This is a genomic window from Actinophytocola sp., assembly GCF_035762905.1.
In the GTDB taxonomy this organism is placed as follows: Bacteria; Actinomycetota; Actinomycetes; order Mycobacteriales; family Pseudonocardiaceae; genus DASYTH01.
Genome location: NZ_DASUCC010000067.1, coordinates 1 through 16969, shown reverse-complemented (window position 1 = coordinate 16969; position 16969 = coordinate 1). Strand labels below are relative to the sequence as shown.

11 protein-coding genes are annotated in these 16969 nt (G+C 70.3%); 6 read left to right on the top strand and 5 right to left on the bottom strand.

The genetic code is table 11. The features are described from left to right. Positions 1-77 precede the first annotated feature (77 nt). The gene (locus VFV67_RS13170; protein ID WP_326470006.1) at positions 78-2543 is read left to right on the top strand and encodes a glycoside hydrolase family 127 protein; all 2466 of its coding nucleotides are present in this window, start codon (positions 78-80) and stop codon (positions 2541-2543) included. An 11-nt stretch (positions 2544-2554) separates the two neighbouring features. Beyond that, a complete protein-coding gene (locus tag VFV67_RS13165; protein WP_326470005.1) occupies positions 2555-4195 on the top strand; it encodes an NPCBM/NEW2 domain-containing protein in 1641 nt (546 codons plus the stop codon). Here VFV67_RS13165 and VFV67_RS13160 read toward each other — a convergent pair. From VFV67_RS13160 to VFV67_RS13145, 4 genes are all read right to left on the bottom strand, one after another. Beyond that, positions 4187-4930, bottom strand: a complete 744-nt coding sequence (locus VFV67_RS13160; protein WP_326470004.1) for an META domain-containing protein — start codon at positions 4928-4930, stop codon at positions 4187-4189. The genes VFV67_RS13165 and VFV67_RS13160 overlap by 9 nt on opposite strands. A 77-nt stretch (positions 4931-5007) precedes the next feature. Then, entirely contained in the window at positions 5008-5988 is a 981-nt protein-coding gene (locus VFV67_RS13155; protein WP_326470003.1) for a trypsin-like serine peptidase, read from the bottom strand. A gap of 299 nt (positions 5989-6287) precedes the next feature. Beyond that, positions 6288-6836, bottom strand: coding sequence for a response regulator (locus VFV67_RS13150; RefSeq protein ID WP_326470002.1), 549 nt, complete (start codon positions 6834-6836; stop codon positions 6288-6290). Continuing rightward, a complete protein-coding gene (locus VFV67_RS13145) occupies positions 6833-10693 on the bottom strand; it encodes a HAMP domain-containing protein (RefSeq protein ID WP_326470000.1) in 3861 nt (1286 codons plus the stop codon). The genes VFV67_RS13150 and VFV67_RS13145 overlap by 4 nt, the downstream gene beginning before the upstream one ends. A 105-nt stretch (positions 10694-10798) precedes the next feature. On the opposite strand from VFV67_RS13145, the gene VFV67_RS13140 reads away from it, so the two are divergent. The 3 genes from VFV67_RS13140 to VFV67_RS13130 all read left to right on the top strand — a co-directional run bounded on the left by VFV67_RS13140 (position 10799) and on the right by VFV67_RS13130 (position 14162). Continuing rightward, positions 10799-12799, top strand: coding sequence for a SpoIIE family protein phosphatase (locus VFV67_RS13140; protein WP_326469999.1), 2001 nt, complete (start codon positions 10799-10801; stop codon positions 12797-12799). Between the two features lie 110 nt (positions 12800-12909). Beyond that, entirely contained in the window at positions 12910-13281 is a 372-nt protein-coding gene (locus VFV67_RS13135) for an STAS domain-containing protein (RefSeq protein ID WP_326469998.1), read from the top strand. A 182-nt stretch (positions 13282-13463) separates the two neighbouring features. Continuing rightward, entirely contained in the window at positions 13464-14162 is a 699-nt protein-coding gene (locus tag VFV67_RS13130; RefSeq protein ID WP_326469996.1) for a response regulator transcription factor, read from the top strand. A 4-nt stretch (positions 14163-14166) separates the two neighbouring features. Here VFV67_RS13130 and VFV67_RS13125 read toward each other — a convergent pair whose 3' ends face one another. Continuing rightward, positions 14167-15180 carry a zinc-dependent alcohol dehydrogenase gene (locus tag VFV67_RS13125; protein ID WP_326469995.1) on the bottom strand — a complete coding sequence of 338 codons (1014 nt, stop codon included), beginning with the start codon at positions 15178-15180 and terminating at the stop codon, positions 14167-14169. A 40-nt stretch (positions 15181-15220) separates the two neighbouring features. Here VFV67_RS13125 and VFV67_RS13120 point away from each other — a divergent pair, with 40 nt between their 5' ends. Then, positions 15221-16936 (top strand): IlvD/Edd family dehydratase, encoded by a 1716-nt coding sequence (locus VFV67_RS13120; RefSeq protein WP_326469994.1) that lies wholly within the window; start codon positions 15221-15223, stop codon positions 16934-16936. The last annotated feature ends 33 nt before the right edge of the window (positions 16937-16969 follow it).

The following is a 16969-nucleotide window of genomic DNA, read 5'->3' as shown; positions in this document are numbered from 1 at the left end:
ACCACTCTCCGCACTCTACCGTGGTTGTGCAGAATATAGAACGCTGTTCGGTATTTCGAACATCGGAGGTGGGCGTCGTGGCCCGGTCCGCAATCTCCCGTCGAACCCTGCTCGCCGTCGCCGGTGGCGCCGTCGCGTGCTCGGCGCTCCCGGTCGGCCGGGCGAGCGCCGCCGTCGCGCTCCGGCCGGACGTCGGTGTGTCGGTCTTCCCGTTCCCCCTGCCCCAAGTCGCCCTGCTGGACAGCCCGTTCCGGGCCAACATGAACCGGATCCTGGCCTACCTGTCGTTCCTCGACCCGGACCGGATGCTGCACACCTTCCGGGTCAACGTCGGCCTTTCCTCGACCGCGCAACCGGTCGGCGGCTGGGACGCGCCGAACGTCGAGCTGCGCGGGCACTCCATGGGGCACTTCCTGTCCGCGTTGGCCCTTGCCTACGCCAACACCGGAACCGCGGCCCACAAGGCCAAGGGCGACTACCTGGTCGCCGAGTTGGCCCGCTGCCAGGCCCGGGCCGGCGCCGTCGGGTTCAACACCGGCTACCTGTCCGCCTACCCGGAGAGCTTCATCGATCGGGTCGAGGCCCGGCAGACGGTGTGGGCGCCGTACTACACGCTGCACAAGGTCATGGCCGGCCTGCTGGACATGCACCTGCTCACCGGCAACGCCCAGGCACTCGACGTGCTGGTGCGCCAGGCGGCGTGGGTGAAGTTCCGCACCGACCGGCTCTCCGCCGCACAGATCCAGAGCATGCTGGACACCGAGTTCGGCGGCATGAACGAGGTGCTGACCAATCTCTACGCGGTGACCGAGAACCCCGATCACCTCACCGTGGCGCGCCGGTTCGACCACGCCCGGATCTTCGACCCGCTCGCCGCGAACCAGGACCGGCTGTCCGGATTCCACGCCAACACACAGATTCCGAAGATCATCGGCGCGATCCGCGAGTACCACCAGACCGGGGTCGAGCGCTACCGCACGATCGCCACCAACTTCTGGGACATCGTGACCGGGCACCACTCCTACGCCATCGGCGGCAACAGCAACGGCGAGTACTTCCAGCCGCCGGAACAGATCTCCAGTCAGCTGTCCGACAACACCTGCGAGTCCTGCAACAGCTACAACATGCTGAAGCTGACCAGGCAACTGTTCTTCACCAACCCGTCCAGAGTGGACTATCTGGACTTCTACGAGCGCGCGCTGTACAACCACATCCTGGCCGGGCAGAACCCCAACGCGGCCAGGCATCAGCACACCTACTACGTCCCGATGCGGCCCGGCGGGATCAAGACCTACAGCAACGACTACAACAACTTCACCTGCTGCCACGGCACCGGGATGGAGAGCCACACCAAGTTCGCCGACAGCATCTACTTCTTCGCCGGCGAGACGCTCTACGTCAACCTGTTCATCCCGTCCGTGCTCACCTGGCCCGGCCGCGGCATCACCATAAGGCAGGACACCACCTTCCCGGACCAGCCGAGCACCCGGCTTACCGTCACCGGCTCCGGGCACATCGCGCTGCGCGTGCGGGTTCCGTCCTGGGCGCGGCAGGGCACCCAGGTCCGGCTCAACGGGGTGGTGCAGAACGTCACGGCGACGCCGAACACCTTCCTCACCCTGGACCGGAACTGGGCCTCCGGCGATGTGGTCGACATCGCGGTCACCCCGTCGATCGTGCTCGAATCGGCCCCGGACAACGCCGCCGTGCGGGCGGTGAAGTACGGCGCGGTGGTGCTCGCCGGCGAGTACGGCACCAACAACCTGTCCACCATGCCCACCCTGGACTCCGCGACCCTGCGCCCCGATCCGAACGTGCCGCTGCGGTTCACCGCAACCGCCAGCACGGGGGCGGTGTCGCTGATCCCGTTCTTCCGGATGCACGGCCAGCGCTACACGGTGTACTGGCGGAACAACGCCGTTCCGCCGATCCAGCCGTTCGTGGCGCACTATCCGTTCGACGAGACCAGCGGCACCGCCGCGGGCGATGCCACCGGCAACGGCCGGACCGCCACACTGGTCGGCGCGGCGTCCTGGGCGGCCGGTGCGGTCAGCCTGGCCGGCACCGACGGGCACGTCCGGCTGCCCGGCGCGATCCTGTCCGGGGCCAACGACTTCACCATCGCCAGCCGGGTCCGGCTGACCACCGTCAGCACCTGGTCCCGGGTGTTCGACTTCGGCACCGGAACCAGCGCCTACCTGTTCCTCACCCCGCGCAGCAGCACCGGGACCGCGCGGTTCGCGATCACCACCAGCGGTTCCGGTGGCGAGCAACGCATCGAGGCACCGGCCGCGCTCCCGGCCGCCACCTGGACCCACGTGGCGGTCACCCTGGCCGGCAACCTCGCCATCCTGTACGTCAACGGCACCGAGGTGGCCCGCAACGCCAACATGACGCTGCGGCCGGCAAACCTGGGCAGCACCGGCCTGAACTACCTCGGCCGCTCCCAGTACGCCGGCGACCCGTTCCTGTCCGGCCAACTCGACGACTTCCGCATCTACAGCCGGGCGCTGTCCGCCACCGAGATCCGCGCCCTCATCTGAGGAGTAGGTACATGCGCCACCTCGCCGCGTTGCTCGCCGCCGTGCTGGCGGCGGCGAGCATCCCGCTCGCCCTCGCCCTCGCCGTCGTCGCCCCGCCGGCCCATGCCTGGGAGAACGGGCTGGCCCGAACGCCGCCGATGGGCTGGAACCAGTGGAACGCCTTCGGCTGCAACGTGACCGACGCACTGGTCCGGGCCACCGCGGACCGGTTCGTCGCGACCGGACTGCGCGACGCCGGCTACAGCTACGTCAACATCGACGACTGCTGGATGACCCGCAACCGCGACGCGGCCGGCAACCTGGTGCCGGATCCGGTGAAGTTCCCGGCCGGCATCCGGGCCGTCGCCGACTACGTGCACGCCCGCGGGCTCAAGCTCGGCATCTACTCCAGCGCCGGAACGCAGACCTGCGCCGGATTCCCGGCCAGCCTCAACAACGAGCAGCGGGACGCGAACCTGTTCGCGTCCTGGGGCGTGGACTATCTCAAGTACGACAACTGCAACAACCAGGGTGTGCCGGCGCAGACCCGGTACACCCGGATGCGTGACGCGATCATCGCCACCGGCCGGCCGATGGTGTACAGCATCACCGAATGGGGCCAGAACCAGCCGTGGAACTGGGCGCAGCCGGTCGGAAACCTGTGGCGCACAACCGGCGACATCACCGACTCGTACGGCTCGATGCTGTCCATCTACCGGATCAACGTGCCGCTGGCCCAGTTCGCCGCACCGGGTGCGTGGAACGACCCGGACATGCTCGAGGTGGGCAACGGCGGCATGACCGACACCGAGTACCGCACCCACTTCACGCTCTGGTCGATGATGGCGGCGCCACTGCTGATCGGAACCGACCTGCGCACGGCCAGTCCTTCGACGCTCGCGATCCTGGGCAACCGCGACGTGATCGCGATCGACCAGGACGCACGTGGTGTGCAGGCGCGCGAGGTCCGCTCGGCCGGCGGCCTGCACGTGCTGTCCCGGCCGCTGGCGGGCGGCGACTTCGCCGTAGCGCTGTTCAACGAGACCGGATCGACCGCAACGATCACCACCAACCCGGCCGAGACCGGGCTGCCCGGCGCCACTTCGTACCGGCTGTTCGACGTGTGGTCCAAGGCGGTCAGCACCACCACCGGCACGATCAGCGCGTCCGTGCCGGCGCACGGCACCGTCGCCTTCCGGGTCACCCCGGGCACCCAGGCCGGCCCGCCGCCGGGCACCTCGTTCGTCAGCGACCTGCCCTGGCAGGCGTCCACCAACGGTTGGGGTCCGGCCGAGCGCGACCGGTCCAACGGCGAGCAGCCGGCCGGTGACGGCCGCCCGCTCAGCATCGGCGGGGTCGGCTATGCGAAGGGCATCGGCGCCCACGCGGCGAGCACGATCGACGTGTTCCTCGCCGGCCGCTGCTCCACCTTCACCGCCGACGTCGGCGTGGACGCCGAAACCGGCACCAACGGCACCGTCACGTTCTCCGTACTCGGCGACGGCACCACCCTGACCAGCACCGGCATCCGGCGTGGCGGCCAGGCCGCGCAACGCATCTCGGTCGACATCACCGGCCGTACCACGCTGCGCCTCACCGTCGGCAACGGCGGCGACAACATCAACTTCGACCACGCGGACTGGGCGAACCCCCAGATCACCTGCTCAACCTGAGGCGGTGAGTCGCAAACCCTTGCCGTTGTTGGTGATCGTCAGGGTCTGGCCATCGATCCGATAGCTGGCCGCGCCGTTGAGTACTTCGGTCGCGGCCTGCTCCACGGTCATGATCTCCGGCTCGCAGGCCATCAGCGTCGACATGCCGGGTTCGAAGATGAGTGTCGAGCCGGCAGCACGGTACTTCACGGCGCGCAGGTTGCACAGCCCGGTCACGGTCACCTGCTCCGCATCGAAGATCAGCGTGGCGTCCACCCCGGCCGGGGTGCTGCCGGCGATCTCACCCGCCATCAGGGTGTCCAGCCGCCAGGTGGTGCCGGTCAGCGGCATCGCCTGCTCCTCGGTGAGCACCAGTTCGGCGTCGGCCGCACCGAGTACCAGCTTGTCCCCGTCCAGCCGCCAGGACGGTCCGCCGGTCAGGAACCTCACCAGCCGTTCGTCGCTGGCGTGCCGGTCCGGGTCACAGGCCATCTCGGTGATGCTGATGTCGGCGGTGGCCAGCCGGCCGCCCGTGGTGTCCACGGGCCCGCTGATGGTGTTGCAGCCGCCGCTGGCCACCAGGCGTCCGTCCTCGGTGAACCGCAGGGTGGTGGTCGTCCCGGCGGGTTCGGTCGTCGTGAACGTCCGGCCGCGCAGTTCGGCACCGCCCGGTGCCGCGGCGGGTTCGTCCCTGGCGCCGCATCCGGCCAGAGGGAGGGCGGCGGCCACCACGATTGCCAGCGCTGCGTATCGCACGATCCAAGGACGGGACATCACCGCTCCATGGTTGCACCACGGGCCGGGCCCACCGGGTGGGCCCGGCCCGGTCTGGCTCAGGGCTGCGAGATCCAGTAGTTGATGAAGTCCATGACATCCGGCCGGAACCGGGTGCCGCTGTTCGCCGGGTTGGTGCCGGCCACACCGTTGGTGTGGATACCGATCACGCACCAGCCGACGCACGGACCGGAGCTGGAGTACCGGTAGACCGGCGACCCGCTCTGCCCGCCGAACGTGTCGACCCAGTACCACAGCTTGTTGGCGGTCTGCGAGTAGACGGTGTCGCCGTCCCACCACATGGTGCCGTACGGCTTGTCACCCGGGTATCCCTCGACGTAGAGGTACTGGCCCACCAGGTTCTCGCCGGTGTTGTACGACCAGCCGAACCATCCGGTGGAGTAGCCGATGTCGCAGGTCAGCTTCACCAGGCCGTAGTCGTAGTCGGACGGGTAGCCGTTGATCCAGTTCCAGGTGGTCCAGACGTCCGCGATGCCGCCGCTGCAGGTGCCGAACGGCTTGCTGTTGCCGGTGCGCCCGGGCGTGACGGTGTAGGAGGTGACCCAGCTTCCGTTCCAGTGCACGCAGTGCCCGGCGGTGACCAGGACGTCGCGGCTGAGCATGAAGCCGGTGCAGCCGCCCTGGTTCGTCTCCAGGTGCGCGATTCCGCCCCACGGGTAGGTGGACGGGATGGACTCCTGGACCCGGCCGTCCGGCCCGATCACCGAGTTGGTGCCGAACCCGCCCGGCTCCGCCTTGCCCGTGGCCGCCGCCGTGGCCGCACCCAGCGACCCGGACCGGCCGCCCGCCGCCGACTTCAGCGCCGTCGCGGTCTGCGCCGGCAGCGTCACGGTCTTTCCGGTTCCGTTGACCATCGTGATGCCGTCCGGCGCGGGCGCGGGCGCGGGCGCCGGTGCCGGTGCGGGTGCGGGTGCGGCCGCCGCCGGACCCGCCACCACGCCGGTCAGTGCCACCGCCGCGGACCCCGCCACGGCCAGCGCGACCGTGCGGAGCTTGCGAACTCTCTCGAGAGAAATCATGTACACCCCTTCTGTCTCGCGGCATCTCGTGCCGCCGGGGAGAAGGAAGTCCAGCGGGCCGGTCCAAATACCCGGGCGCGGCCGGTTTGCCCCGCCACGACCCGGTCTCTGCCCTTCCGCGCAACCACGGCCGCCCTTCCGCCGGCCGCATTCGTTGACCGGGCCCACACAAAGGGTCGCCGCGCCTCGTTTCACCCCCAGCAACCGGTCTGGAACCGGCAACTCGCGGTCCGGAACCGGGAACTCGCGCAGTGAGCAGGGACGACGGTTGACGGCGGTAGCGCAACACCCTCGAGCGTCTACTGTGGAGCCACGTAGTTCCGAGCGCGCTCCTGGGCTTCGCGAAGGACCGCGGCCGCCGCAGTGGGGTCGGGGGGCGACGCGTCGAGCTTGGTGAGGGCTTCCGTCACGGCGTCGTGCAGGATCTTGCGCTCGGCGGCCTGGGCGGCGAGTTCGGTCGACTTCGTCCACAGATCGATGAAGACGACCACCTTGGAGCGCAGCACCCAGGGGTCGAACGGCTTGGTCAGATAGTCGACCGCGCCGATTTGGTAGCCCCGGAACGCAAGCCGGGCGTCGTAGTTGAGAGCGGTGAGGAAGATGATCGGAATGTGGCGGGTGCGTTCCCGCTGTTTGATGTGGGTGGCGGTCTCGAAGCCGTCCATCGTGGGCATGCTGGCGTCGAGCAGGATGACGGCGAAGTCGTCGACCAGCAGCTGCTTGAGCGCCGCCTCCCCACTGGTCACGGACACGGCCTCGACCGGAAGACCTTGCAGGATCGCCTCGAGGGCGATCAGGTTCTCCCGGCGGTCGTCGACGAGCAGCGCCTTGGCCTGCCGGACCGTCATGGCGTCCCCTCGGCGACCGCGCCGGCCCGCCGGGTGCGGCTCTGCGCCGCCCACGAGGAGATCACGCCGAGCAACTGATCGAGGTCCACCGGTTTGGTGATGTAGTCGTCGGCACCGGCGGCCAGGCTGGACTCGCGGTCCTCGGGCATCGCCTTCGCGGTCAGGAACACCACCGGCAGCTGGGCCCCGATCGGCAGCGCACGGATCATCTGGGTGGTCTGGTTGCCGTCCAGGTTGGGCATCATGGCGTCCATCAGCACGATGTCCACCTCGGGGTGCTCGGTCAGCAGCCGGATGCCGTCGGTCCCGTTGTCGGAGTACAGGACCGTCATTCCGTGCAGCTCAAGGGCACTGGTCAGGGCGAAGACGTTGCGCACGTCGTCGTCCACGATCAGCACGGTGACCCCGTCCAAGTGTCGGCCGGGGGTGGCGGCCACCGCCGTGGAGCCGATGATCGGGGTGCCGGTGAGCGGCGGAAGCCCGTCCGCGGTCGTGGCGGGCGGGGTGGACCGGCGATGCACCGGAACCGCGTCCGACGGCAGGATCTGCGGCAGGTACAGGGTGAACGTGGAGCCGATGCCCAACTCCGACTCCACGGTGATCGCGCCGCCGAGCAGCCGGGCCAGCTCCTTGCTGATGGACAGCCCGAGCCCGGTGCCGCCGTAGCGCCGGCTGGTGGTGCCGTCCGCCTGCTGGAACGCCTCGAAGATCATGGCGAACTTCTCGTCCGGGATGCCGATTCCGGTGTCGTGTACCGAGAAGGCGACGACCGCGTCGGCACTGTCCAGCGTGTGCATGCCGAATTCCCGGGTGGACGGGGCCGAGTCGATGTTCAGCGTGACCGTACCGGTCTCGGTGAACTTCACCGCGTTGGAAAGGAGGTTGCGCAGGATCTGCTGCAGGCGCTGTGCGTCGGTGACGACGTTGGCCGGGACCTGGTCGGCGCAATGGGCCCGCAGCTGCAGGCCCTTCTCCTCGGCCTGGGCTCGGAAGGCCCGCTCGACGTCGTCGGCCACGGTGGTCAGATCCACGGCGGACAGCTCGATGTTGACCCGGCCGGCTTCGATCTTGGACAGGTCGAGGATGTCGTCGATCAGCGACAGCAGGTCCGAACCGGCGTTGTGAATGGTGTTGGCGAACTCGATCTGCTGCCCGGACAGGTTCTGCTCGGGGTTGTCGGCGAGCAGCCTGGCCAGCAGCAGCAACGAGTTCAGCGGGGTGCGCAGCTCGTGGCTCATGTTGGCCAGGAACTCGGACTTGTACTGGCTGGCCTGGGCGAGCTGTTGGGCGTTCTCCTCCACGCGGCGGCGGGCGGCCTCGATCTCCAGGTTCTTGATCTCGATGTTGCGGTTCTGCTCGGACAGCAGCGCGGCCTTCTCCTCCAGCTCGGCGTTGGTGCGCTGCAGCTCGGCCGACTGTTCCTGCAGCTCCGCGGCGAGCCGCTGGGACTGGCCGAGCAGCTCCTCGGTGCGCCGGTTGGCCTGGATGGTCTTGATCGCCACACCGATGGTGACCATCAACCGCTCAAGGAAAGTGAGGTGCAGTTCGGAAAACGCTGATACGGAGCCGATCTCCAGCACGCCGAGGGTCTCGCCCTCGAACAGCACGGGCAGCACGCCGACCGCGGCCGGGGTGAACTGTCCGACCCCGGAGCGGATCGGCGTGAAGTTCGCGTCGGCGTTGCGCACCACGATCATCTGCTTGGACTCGCCGGCCTGGCCGACCAGGCCCTCGCCGCGGGCGTAGGTTCCCTGGTCGCCGGTGCCCAACCCGTAACCGCCGTAGAGCCGCCACACGCCGGTCCCGTCGAAGTTGCCGGGAACCTCCAGGAAGAACGCGCCGACCTGACCGTTGACCAGCGGAACGACCTCGTTCATGATCATCTGGCAGACCTCGCCGAGATCACGCTGGCCCTGCAGCAGGCCGCCGATCCGGGCCAGGTTGGAGTCCAACCAACCCTGGTCGGCGTTCTCCCTGGTGGTCTCGCGGAGCGCGACGATCATCTGGTTGATGTTGTCCTTCAGCTCGGCGACCTCGCCGCTGGCCTGCACGCCGATCTGCTGGGTCAGGTCGCCCCGGGTCACGGCCGTGGACACGCCGGCGATCGCGCGCAGCTGGATGGTCAGGGTCGAGGCGAGCTGGTTCACGCTCTCGGTGAGGTCGCGCCAGGTTCCGGCGACGCCCTTCACCTGGGCCTGGCCGCCGAGTTTGCCTTCGGTGCCGACCTCGCGGGCGACCCGGGTGACCTCGTCGGCGAAGCTGGAGAGCTGGTCGACCATGGTGTTGACGGTCTTCTTCAGCGCGAGGATCTCGCCCTGGGCGTCGACGGTGATCTTCTGGGACAGGTCGCCCTCGGCGACGGCGGTGGCCACCTGGGCGATGTTGCGGACCTGGCTGGTCAGGTTGGACGCCATGTAGTTGACGTTGTCGGTGAGGTCGCGCCAGGTTCCGGCGACGCCCTTCACCTGGGCCTGGCCGCCGAGTTTGCCTTCGGTGCCGACCTCGCGGGCGACCCGGGTGACTTCGTCGGCGAAGCTGGAGAGCTGGTCGACCATGGTGTTGACGGTGCTCTTCAGCGCGAGGATCTCGCCCTGGGCGTCGACGGTGATCTTCTGGGACAGGTCGCCCTTGGCCACCGCGGTGGTGACCTGGGCGATGTTGCGGACCTGGCCGGTCAGGTTGGCCGCCAGGCGGTTGACGCTCTCGGTGAGGTCGCGCCAGGTGCCGGACACGCCCTCGACCTGGGCCTGGCCGCCCAGCCGGCCCTCGGTGCCGACCTCGCGGGCGACCCGGGTGACCTCGTCGGCGAAGCTGGACAGCTGGTCCACCATCGTGTTCACGGTGTCCTTCAGCGCCACGATCTCGCCCCGGGCGTCGACGGTGATCTTCTGGGACAGGTCGCCCTTGGCCACCGCGGTGGTGACCTGGGCGATGTTGCGGACCTGGTCGGTCAGGTTGGCCGCGAGCTGGTTCACCGCTTCGGTCAACGCCTTCCAGGTGCCGGCCACGTTGGGCACCTGGGCCTGGCCGCCAAGCCGTCCCTCGGTGCCCACCTCGCGGGCCACCCGGGTGACCTCGTCGGCGAACACCCGCAGGGTGTCGGTGAGCGAGTTGATCGTCTCGGCCAGCTCGGCGATCTCGCCGCGCGCGCTCACGGTGATCTTCCGGGACAGATCGCCCTCGGCGATCGCGGTCGCGGTGAGGGAGATCGACCGGACCTGGTTGGTGAGGTTGGATGCCATCGTGTTCACCGAGTCGGTCAGCGCCCGCCAGGTGCCGGACACCCCGCGCACGTCCGCCTGGCCACCCAGCCGTCCCTCCGTGCCCACCTCGCGGGCCACCCGGGTGACCTCGTCGGCGAAGCTGGAAAGCTGGTCGACCATGGTGTTCACGGTCCGGCCGATCCGGTTGAACTCACCGCGCAGCGGCCGGCCCTCGATCTCCAGCGCCATGTGCTGGGACAGGTCACCCTCGGCCACCGCCGCGATGACGCGGGCGATCTCCGAGGTGGGCCGGGCCAGGTCGTCGATCAGCGAGTTGATCGCAGCGGCTCCGGTGGCCCAGGCGCCGTCGAACTCCTCCTCGTCCAGCCGCTCGAGCATCCGGCCCTCGCGGCCGACCACCCGGCTGATCCGCAACAGGTCGCGGTTGCGGCGTTCCTGCAGGTCGACGAGCGCGTTGAAACCGTCGACCACCTGCCCGGCCAGGTCGCTGCGCCGGGCCAGCCGGACGTCGAGCGTTCCCCGGCGAACCTTGGTCATCGCGTCGAGCAGTTCGTGCAGCAGGTCATCGACCTGGTCATCCGCTCCGGAGGCCGGCGACTGCGCCGAAGTCTTCGTCGGTCGGGCGGTCACCATGCGGGCCTCCTGTCATCGCGGCAGGATCCGCTCCATCCCGCCGCCGGAAAGTCTACGAGCGCTAGGGGTGGTGCAGACTAATCCGGCACACGGCAAACTGCGATCGTGAATCAGCCGTCCGTGCACCGTGCCCGACTTCCGGGCGAGGGTGGTTCACCCGGAGTAGCCCGCCGGCTGGTCCGGGCGGCGCTGCGCGACTCCGGCCTGGACGACCTCGCCGACGACGCGTTGCTGTTGACCAGTGAACTCTGTGAGAACGCTGTTCTGCACGCCGGCACCGGGTTCGAGCTGGAGATCACCGTCGGCGACGGCGAGCTGACCATCGCGGTCACCGACCAGGGGGCCACGGCGATGGAGATCCACCGGGCCGCGCCCACCCCCCGCCGGGCAACCCACAACCGCGGCCTGCAGATGGTCGACGCTCTGGCCGCCGCCTGGGGGACCCGGCACGACGAGCGGGGCCACCAGATCTGGTTCACCCTGCGCCTGGACGAGGCGGCGACCGGGCCGAAGCCCTCGGGCGAACTCGACCTGCGGCAAACCCGCTGGCCGGATGTGGCGACCTCGCGGTGGTTGCTGCACCTGCCGGCGAACCACGTCGCGACGCTGCCGACCTCGGTGCTCACCGTCGAACTGCTCCGGCGGCTCGGTGACGTGCTGCAGGCCGACGGCGGGACGGTGTCGGTGGACAACGGCACCGGGGAACGGGAGCTGGCCCGCTACGGCTCGCCGGCCGGCAACGGCCACGTGATCGCGGTGGAGCTGCCGCTGTCCGCGCCGCTGCGTGGCCGGCTGCGGATCCGGACCGCCGAACGCACCGCGGAGATGACCGAGATCGCCGGGCTGTCCGCGCAGCGGATCGCGCTGGCCGTCGAGGCCGACTGGGCCCGCGACGCCGAGCGGAAGAAGTGGTCGTGGCTGTCCCACCTGGCCGAGGCCAGCGAGCTGCTGGCCCAGTCGCTCGACGTCGAGCTGACCGCGGCGATCGTGCCGCAGATCATGGTGCCCCGGCTCGGTCGCTGGTGCGCGGTGCACCTGCTCGACCAGCACGACCGGCTGCGGCTGCGGGCGCTCACCCACGTCGACGAGACCACCCTGGCCGAGCTGCGCGCCGGGCTCCAGGCCGGTGCGGCCGGCCGGCCGCACGACACGTTGCGCGGGTTGCTCAGCGCGACCGCGGGCGACGCCGCCGGTCTCGCCCCGCCGATCGCCGGGATCGCGGTGCCGCTGAAGGTCCGCGGCCGGGCACTCGGGACGGTGAGCGTGGGCCGGCGCACCGACCGCCAGCACGACCCGGACGAGGTCCTGATGATCTCGGAGCTGGCCCGCCGGGCGGCCCAGGCCATCGACAACGCCCAGCGCAACGCCACCCAGGTGGCGACCGCGCAGGCGCTGCAGCAGGCCCTGCTGCCGCGCGCCCTGCCGGCCCGGGCGGAGGTGGAGTTCGCCGCCGCCTACCTGCCGGCGAGCGCGGGCGCCGACGTCGGCGGCGACTTCTACGACGTGCTGGAGATCGGCGACGGGAGCTGGCTCGCCTCGGTCGGCGACGTGTGCGGCAAGGGACCTCGGGCCGCCGCGCGAACCAGCCTGGTGCGCGACGTGCTGCGGGTCCTCGTGCGCGAGGGACATTCCCTCGTCCGCTCGGTCGAGCTGCTCAACGACATGATGCTCGAGGCGCACGATCCCGATCAGTTCGCCACGATGGCCTCGGCGTTCATCAACCGGGACCCGGCCGGCGCTGGGCTCGACGTCGAGCTGGTGCTTGCCGGCCACGATCAGCCGCTGATGGTCCGGGCGGACGGCACGGTGGCCCCGGTCGGTCAGCATGGCAACGCACTCGGCCTGGTCTCCCGGTTCCGCGTGCACGCCACCCGGCATCACCTGGATCCCGGCGAGTCCCTGGTCTTCTACACCGACGGAGTCACCGAGCGGCGCCGGGCCCAGGAGCAGTTCGGTCCGGAGCGGCTGGTCGAGGCCGTCGCCGCGATCCCCGCTTCCTCGGCGAAGGTCCTGGTCGCCGGACTCCGCCAGATCATCAACGTGTTCTCCACCGAGCCCCAGCAGGACGACATCGTGATCATGGTCGTGCGCGCTCCACGGCATTGATTCGGATCCGTTGTCACGCGCCGCGCGGTTCGCGCGAAACGGTGCCTTAGAGTGCTTCGGTAGCCGCGGTTGAGTCCACAGCCGGGAGGTGCTCGACCCCTGGAGGCGCGGTGAGCGAATCGATTCAGCCGCCCGACCGCTTGTCGGTTCGGGTCACCCGACCCGCCGACCGCACCGCGGTTCTGCACGTCGCCGGCGAGTTGGACCTGTTCACCGCGCCGGTGGTGGACAGCCACATCGTCAAGCAGCTCACCGATCATCCCCAGGCCCATCTGGTGCTCGACCTGACCGAGGTGACCTTCTTCGGCTCGGCCGGGCTGGCCACCCTGGTCCGCGCCGCCGAGTCGGCCGAAGATCAGGACGTGGCGCTGCAGCTGGTGGCCGAGAGCCAGATCGTCCTTCGGCCCCTCCAGGTGACCGGGACGCTCGGACTGTTCACGATTCGCCGATCGGTCACCGAGGCCCTCGCGCACCGCGGCTGAGCTCGCCGCACCGCCGGACGGGCTCACCCTCGGCGAGGTGGACGTCCGCCATTCATCGGACCTCTGAACCCATTCGGGTGAAATTGCTGAGTGGAAATGCAGTTTGCAGAATTTCGCGGTTTGCCGCGCGTCCAGGCCGGGTACCAGCATCCGGCTGACCAGCACGGCAGAGAAGAGGCAGCATGGTCGCGGTTTCGGTGCCGTCGTCGCGACGCGTGTCCGGTGTCGTCACCCGAATGGCCGGGTGGCACGCCGGGGAAGCGGTCCCGCAACGGATCAAGGTCCTGCTCGTCGCGGACCTGGGGTTGATGGGAGCCGCGCTCGTCAGCCTGCTGTCCGGAGAGCGTGACCTGGACGTCGCGGGTGTGGTGGCGGCAACCGATCGGGACGTGTTGCCGAGCATTCTCGGAATGCGGCCGGATGTGGTGGTCGTGGACATCGACCATCCGCCCACCCGGGCCCTTGAGCTGGTCGGGCAGATCAGGTCCCGGGTACCGGCCTGTCCGGTCGTCGCGCTCGCGGCGGTCCGGCCGGCCGGACCGGTGCGTCAGCTGCTGCTGGCCGGGGTGCGTGGCGCTGTGGATCGTCACGCCCCCGCCACCAGGCTGCTCGAGGCGATCCGCGGCACGGCGCGGGGCGAGCTGGTGGTGGACGCCCAACTGGCCAAGGCGGCGCTCACCCTGATGGCCAACCCGCTGTCCCGCCGGGAGATGGACGTGCTGCGGCTGACCGCGGAGGGCGCCACCGGCTCGGAGATCGCCCGCAAGCTGTTCCTGTCCCCGGGCACGGTGCGCAACCACCTGTCCAGCGTGCTGGCCAAGGTCCGGGCGCGGAACCGGGCCGACGCCGTCCGCATCGCGGTCGAGGCCGGCTGGATCTGACCGCTCAGCGCCGCGGATCGATGTGGATCTTGGGAGCGGCGCCCCAGGCCGCCGGCCGCTCGCCGGCCAGCGCCCCGGCCGCCTCGGCCAGCCCGACCGTCGCGGCCACCAGCGGCCGCGGGTCCACCGCTCCGGACGCGTACAGCTCGATGGTCCCGGCCAGCCCGCCCGATGCGCTCAGCACGCCGACCACGGTCACGTCCTTGAGGGCCACCACCCGGCTGTCGATCAGGCTGGGCTCGCCGGACAGGCCGACGTAGACGACCCGGCGGCCCGGTTCGACCACCTCGACCGCCCGGGCCGGGTTCTCGGCCGCGTTGGAGGCGTCCACCACCGCGTCGAACCGCAGGTCCGGCAGCGTCTGCGCGGTCCAGACGTGGGCGAAGCCGATCGACCTTGCGAACGTCAGCGACGGCTCGTACCGGCCGAGCAGGTGCACCTCGACACCGCGCGCGACGGCGATCTGCCCGACCAGCAGGCCGATCGTGCCGGGACCGAACACCAGCAGCCGCTCACCGGGGGACAGGCCGGCGCCGAGCACCGAGCGCAGCGCAACGCCGCCCGGTTCGACCAGCGCGCCGAGCACCGGGTCGACCGGCTCGGGCAGCGGGTGCAGCGCGGTGACCGGCACCGGCAGCCGCTCGGCCAGCGCTCCCGGCCAGCCGTTGCGCAGGCCGATCTCGTACCGGTCGGCACACAGGTGCTGCCGCCCGGCCGTGCACCGGTCGCAGTTCCCGCAGCCGAGCATGGTGTCCCCGGTGACCCGGCGGCCCAGCCAGGCCCGGTCGACCCCGGGGCCGGTCTCGGCAACCACGCCGCACCACTCGTGTCCGATCCGGATCGGGTACGCCGCCTGACCACTGTCCAGGTAGGACATCGCGCCGGAGTAGATCTCGGCGTCGGTGCCGCACACCCCGGCCCGGTCCACCTCGACGACCACCTCGCCCCGCCCGGGCCGCGGCGGCGGGACGTCCTGCACCTCGGCCCGGCCCGGACCGGTGATGACGAAAGCGCGCACCTGGATATCGTCCACCGATGAGCGAGCTTGCGAGCGAATCATGAGCCCCCTGCGTAGCTCCGCCTGGTATGCGGGCCGCGGCCGGGACGCCTACATCCATCGGGCCTGGATGCGGCGTGGGCTGCCCGGCTCCGCGTTCGACGGACGACCCCAGATCGCCATCGCCAACACCGCCTCGGATCTCACGCCGTGCAACAGTCACCTGGACGAGGTGGCCGAGCACGTGAAGCGGGGGGTGTGGGAGGCCGGCGGCGTGCCGCTCAACCTGCCGGTGGTCTCGCTCGGCGAGACGCAACTGCGGCCGACCGCGATGCTGTGGCGGAACATGGCCGCGATGGCCACCGAGGAAATGCTGCGCGGCAACCCGATCGACGGCGTGGTGCTGCTCGGCGGCTGCGACAAGACGATCCCGGCACTGCTCATGGCGGCCGCGTCGGTGGACCTGCCGGCCGTGGTGGTGCCCGGCGGCCCGATGCTGACCGGCACCTTCCGCGGCGTACCGCTTGGCTGCGGCACCGATGTCTGGCGGCTGAGCGAGGAGGTCCGCGCCGGCACCCTGTCCCGGGACGACTTCCTGGCCTCGGAGTCGTCGATGATCCGCAGCCGGGGCCACTGCAACACGATGGGCACCGCCTCGACCATGGGCCTGCTGGCCGAGGCGCTTGGCACGACCCTGCCGGGCACCGCCGGGCTGCCGGCGGCGGACAGCCGGCTGCTCGCTCAGGCGCACGAGTCCGGTCGGCTGGTGGTGGAGATGGTGGCGCAGGATCGTAGACCGAGAGGATTGTTCACAAGAGGATCGTTCAACAATTCTATTGTCGCCTTGGCAGCAATAGGCGGATCCACCAATGCGGTTGTTCACTTGTTGGCCATCGCCGGCCGGCTGGGCGTGCCGCTGACCCTGGACGACTTCGACCGGATCGGCTCGGCCGTCCCGCTGTTGGTCGACCTGCAGCCGGCCGGCCGGCACCTGATGGAGGACCTGCACCGGGCCGGCGGGCTGGCCGCCGTGCTGCGTGAGGTGATCGACCTGCTGGACCCCGAGGCGCTGACGGTCGCCGGCCGGCCGCTGGTCGAGACGCTCGACACCGCGCGGATCTGGGACCGCGAGGTGATCCGGAGCCGGGACGACCCGCTGCGCCCGCACGCCGGGATCGCCGTGCTGCGCGGCAACCTGGCCCCGAACGGGGCGATCATCAAACCGGCCGCCGCCTCGCCGCACCTGCTCAACCACCGCGGCCGGGCCGTCGTGTTCGACTCGATCGAGGACCTGCGCGCCCGCATCGACGACCCCGCTCTCGACGTGGCCGCCGACTCCGTGCTGGTGCTGCGCGGTTGCGGCCCGCGCGGTTACCCCGGCATGCCCGAGGTGTCCAACCTGCCGCTGCCGACCAAGCTGCTCCGGGCCGGCGTGCGCGACATGGTCCGGGTCTGCGACGGCCGGATGAGCGGCACCGCCTACGGCACCGTCGTCCTGCACGTCAGCCCCGAGGCGGCCGCCGGCGGCCCGCTCGCCCTCGTCCGTACTGGCGATGTCATCAGCCTCGACATCGCCAGCCGCCGGATCGATGTCGAGGTCCCCGACGAGGAACTCGCGCAGCGGACACCGAACGAAGCGACCCTGGCCGGGTTCGCCGACCCGCATCGAGGCTGGGAACGGCTCTACATCGACCACGTGGGGCAAGCCCATACCGGCGCGGACCTGGACTTCCTCGTCGGCCGCAGCGGTTCGGAGGTCGCCCGCGAATCGCACTGACGCCGGCTCAGTCGCGCAGCATGCCGCCGCCGT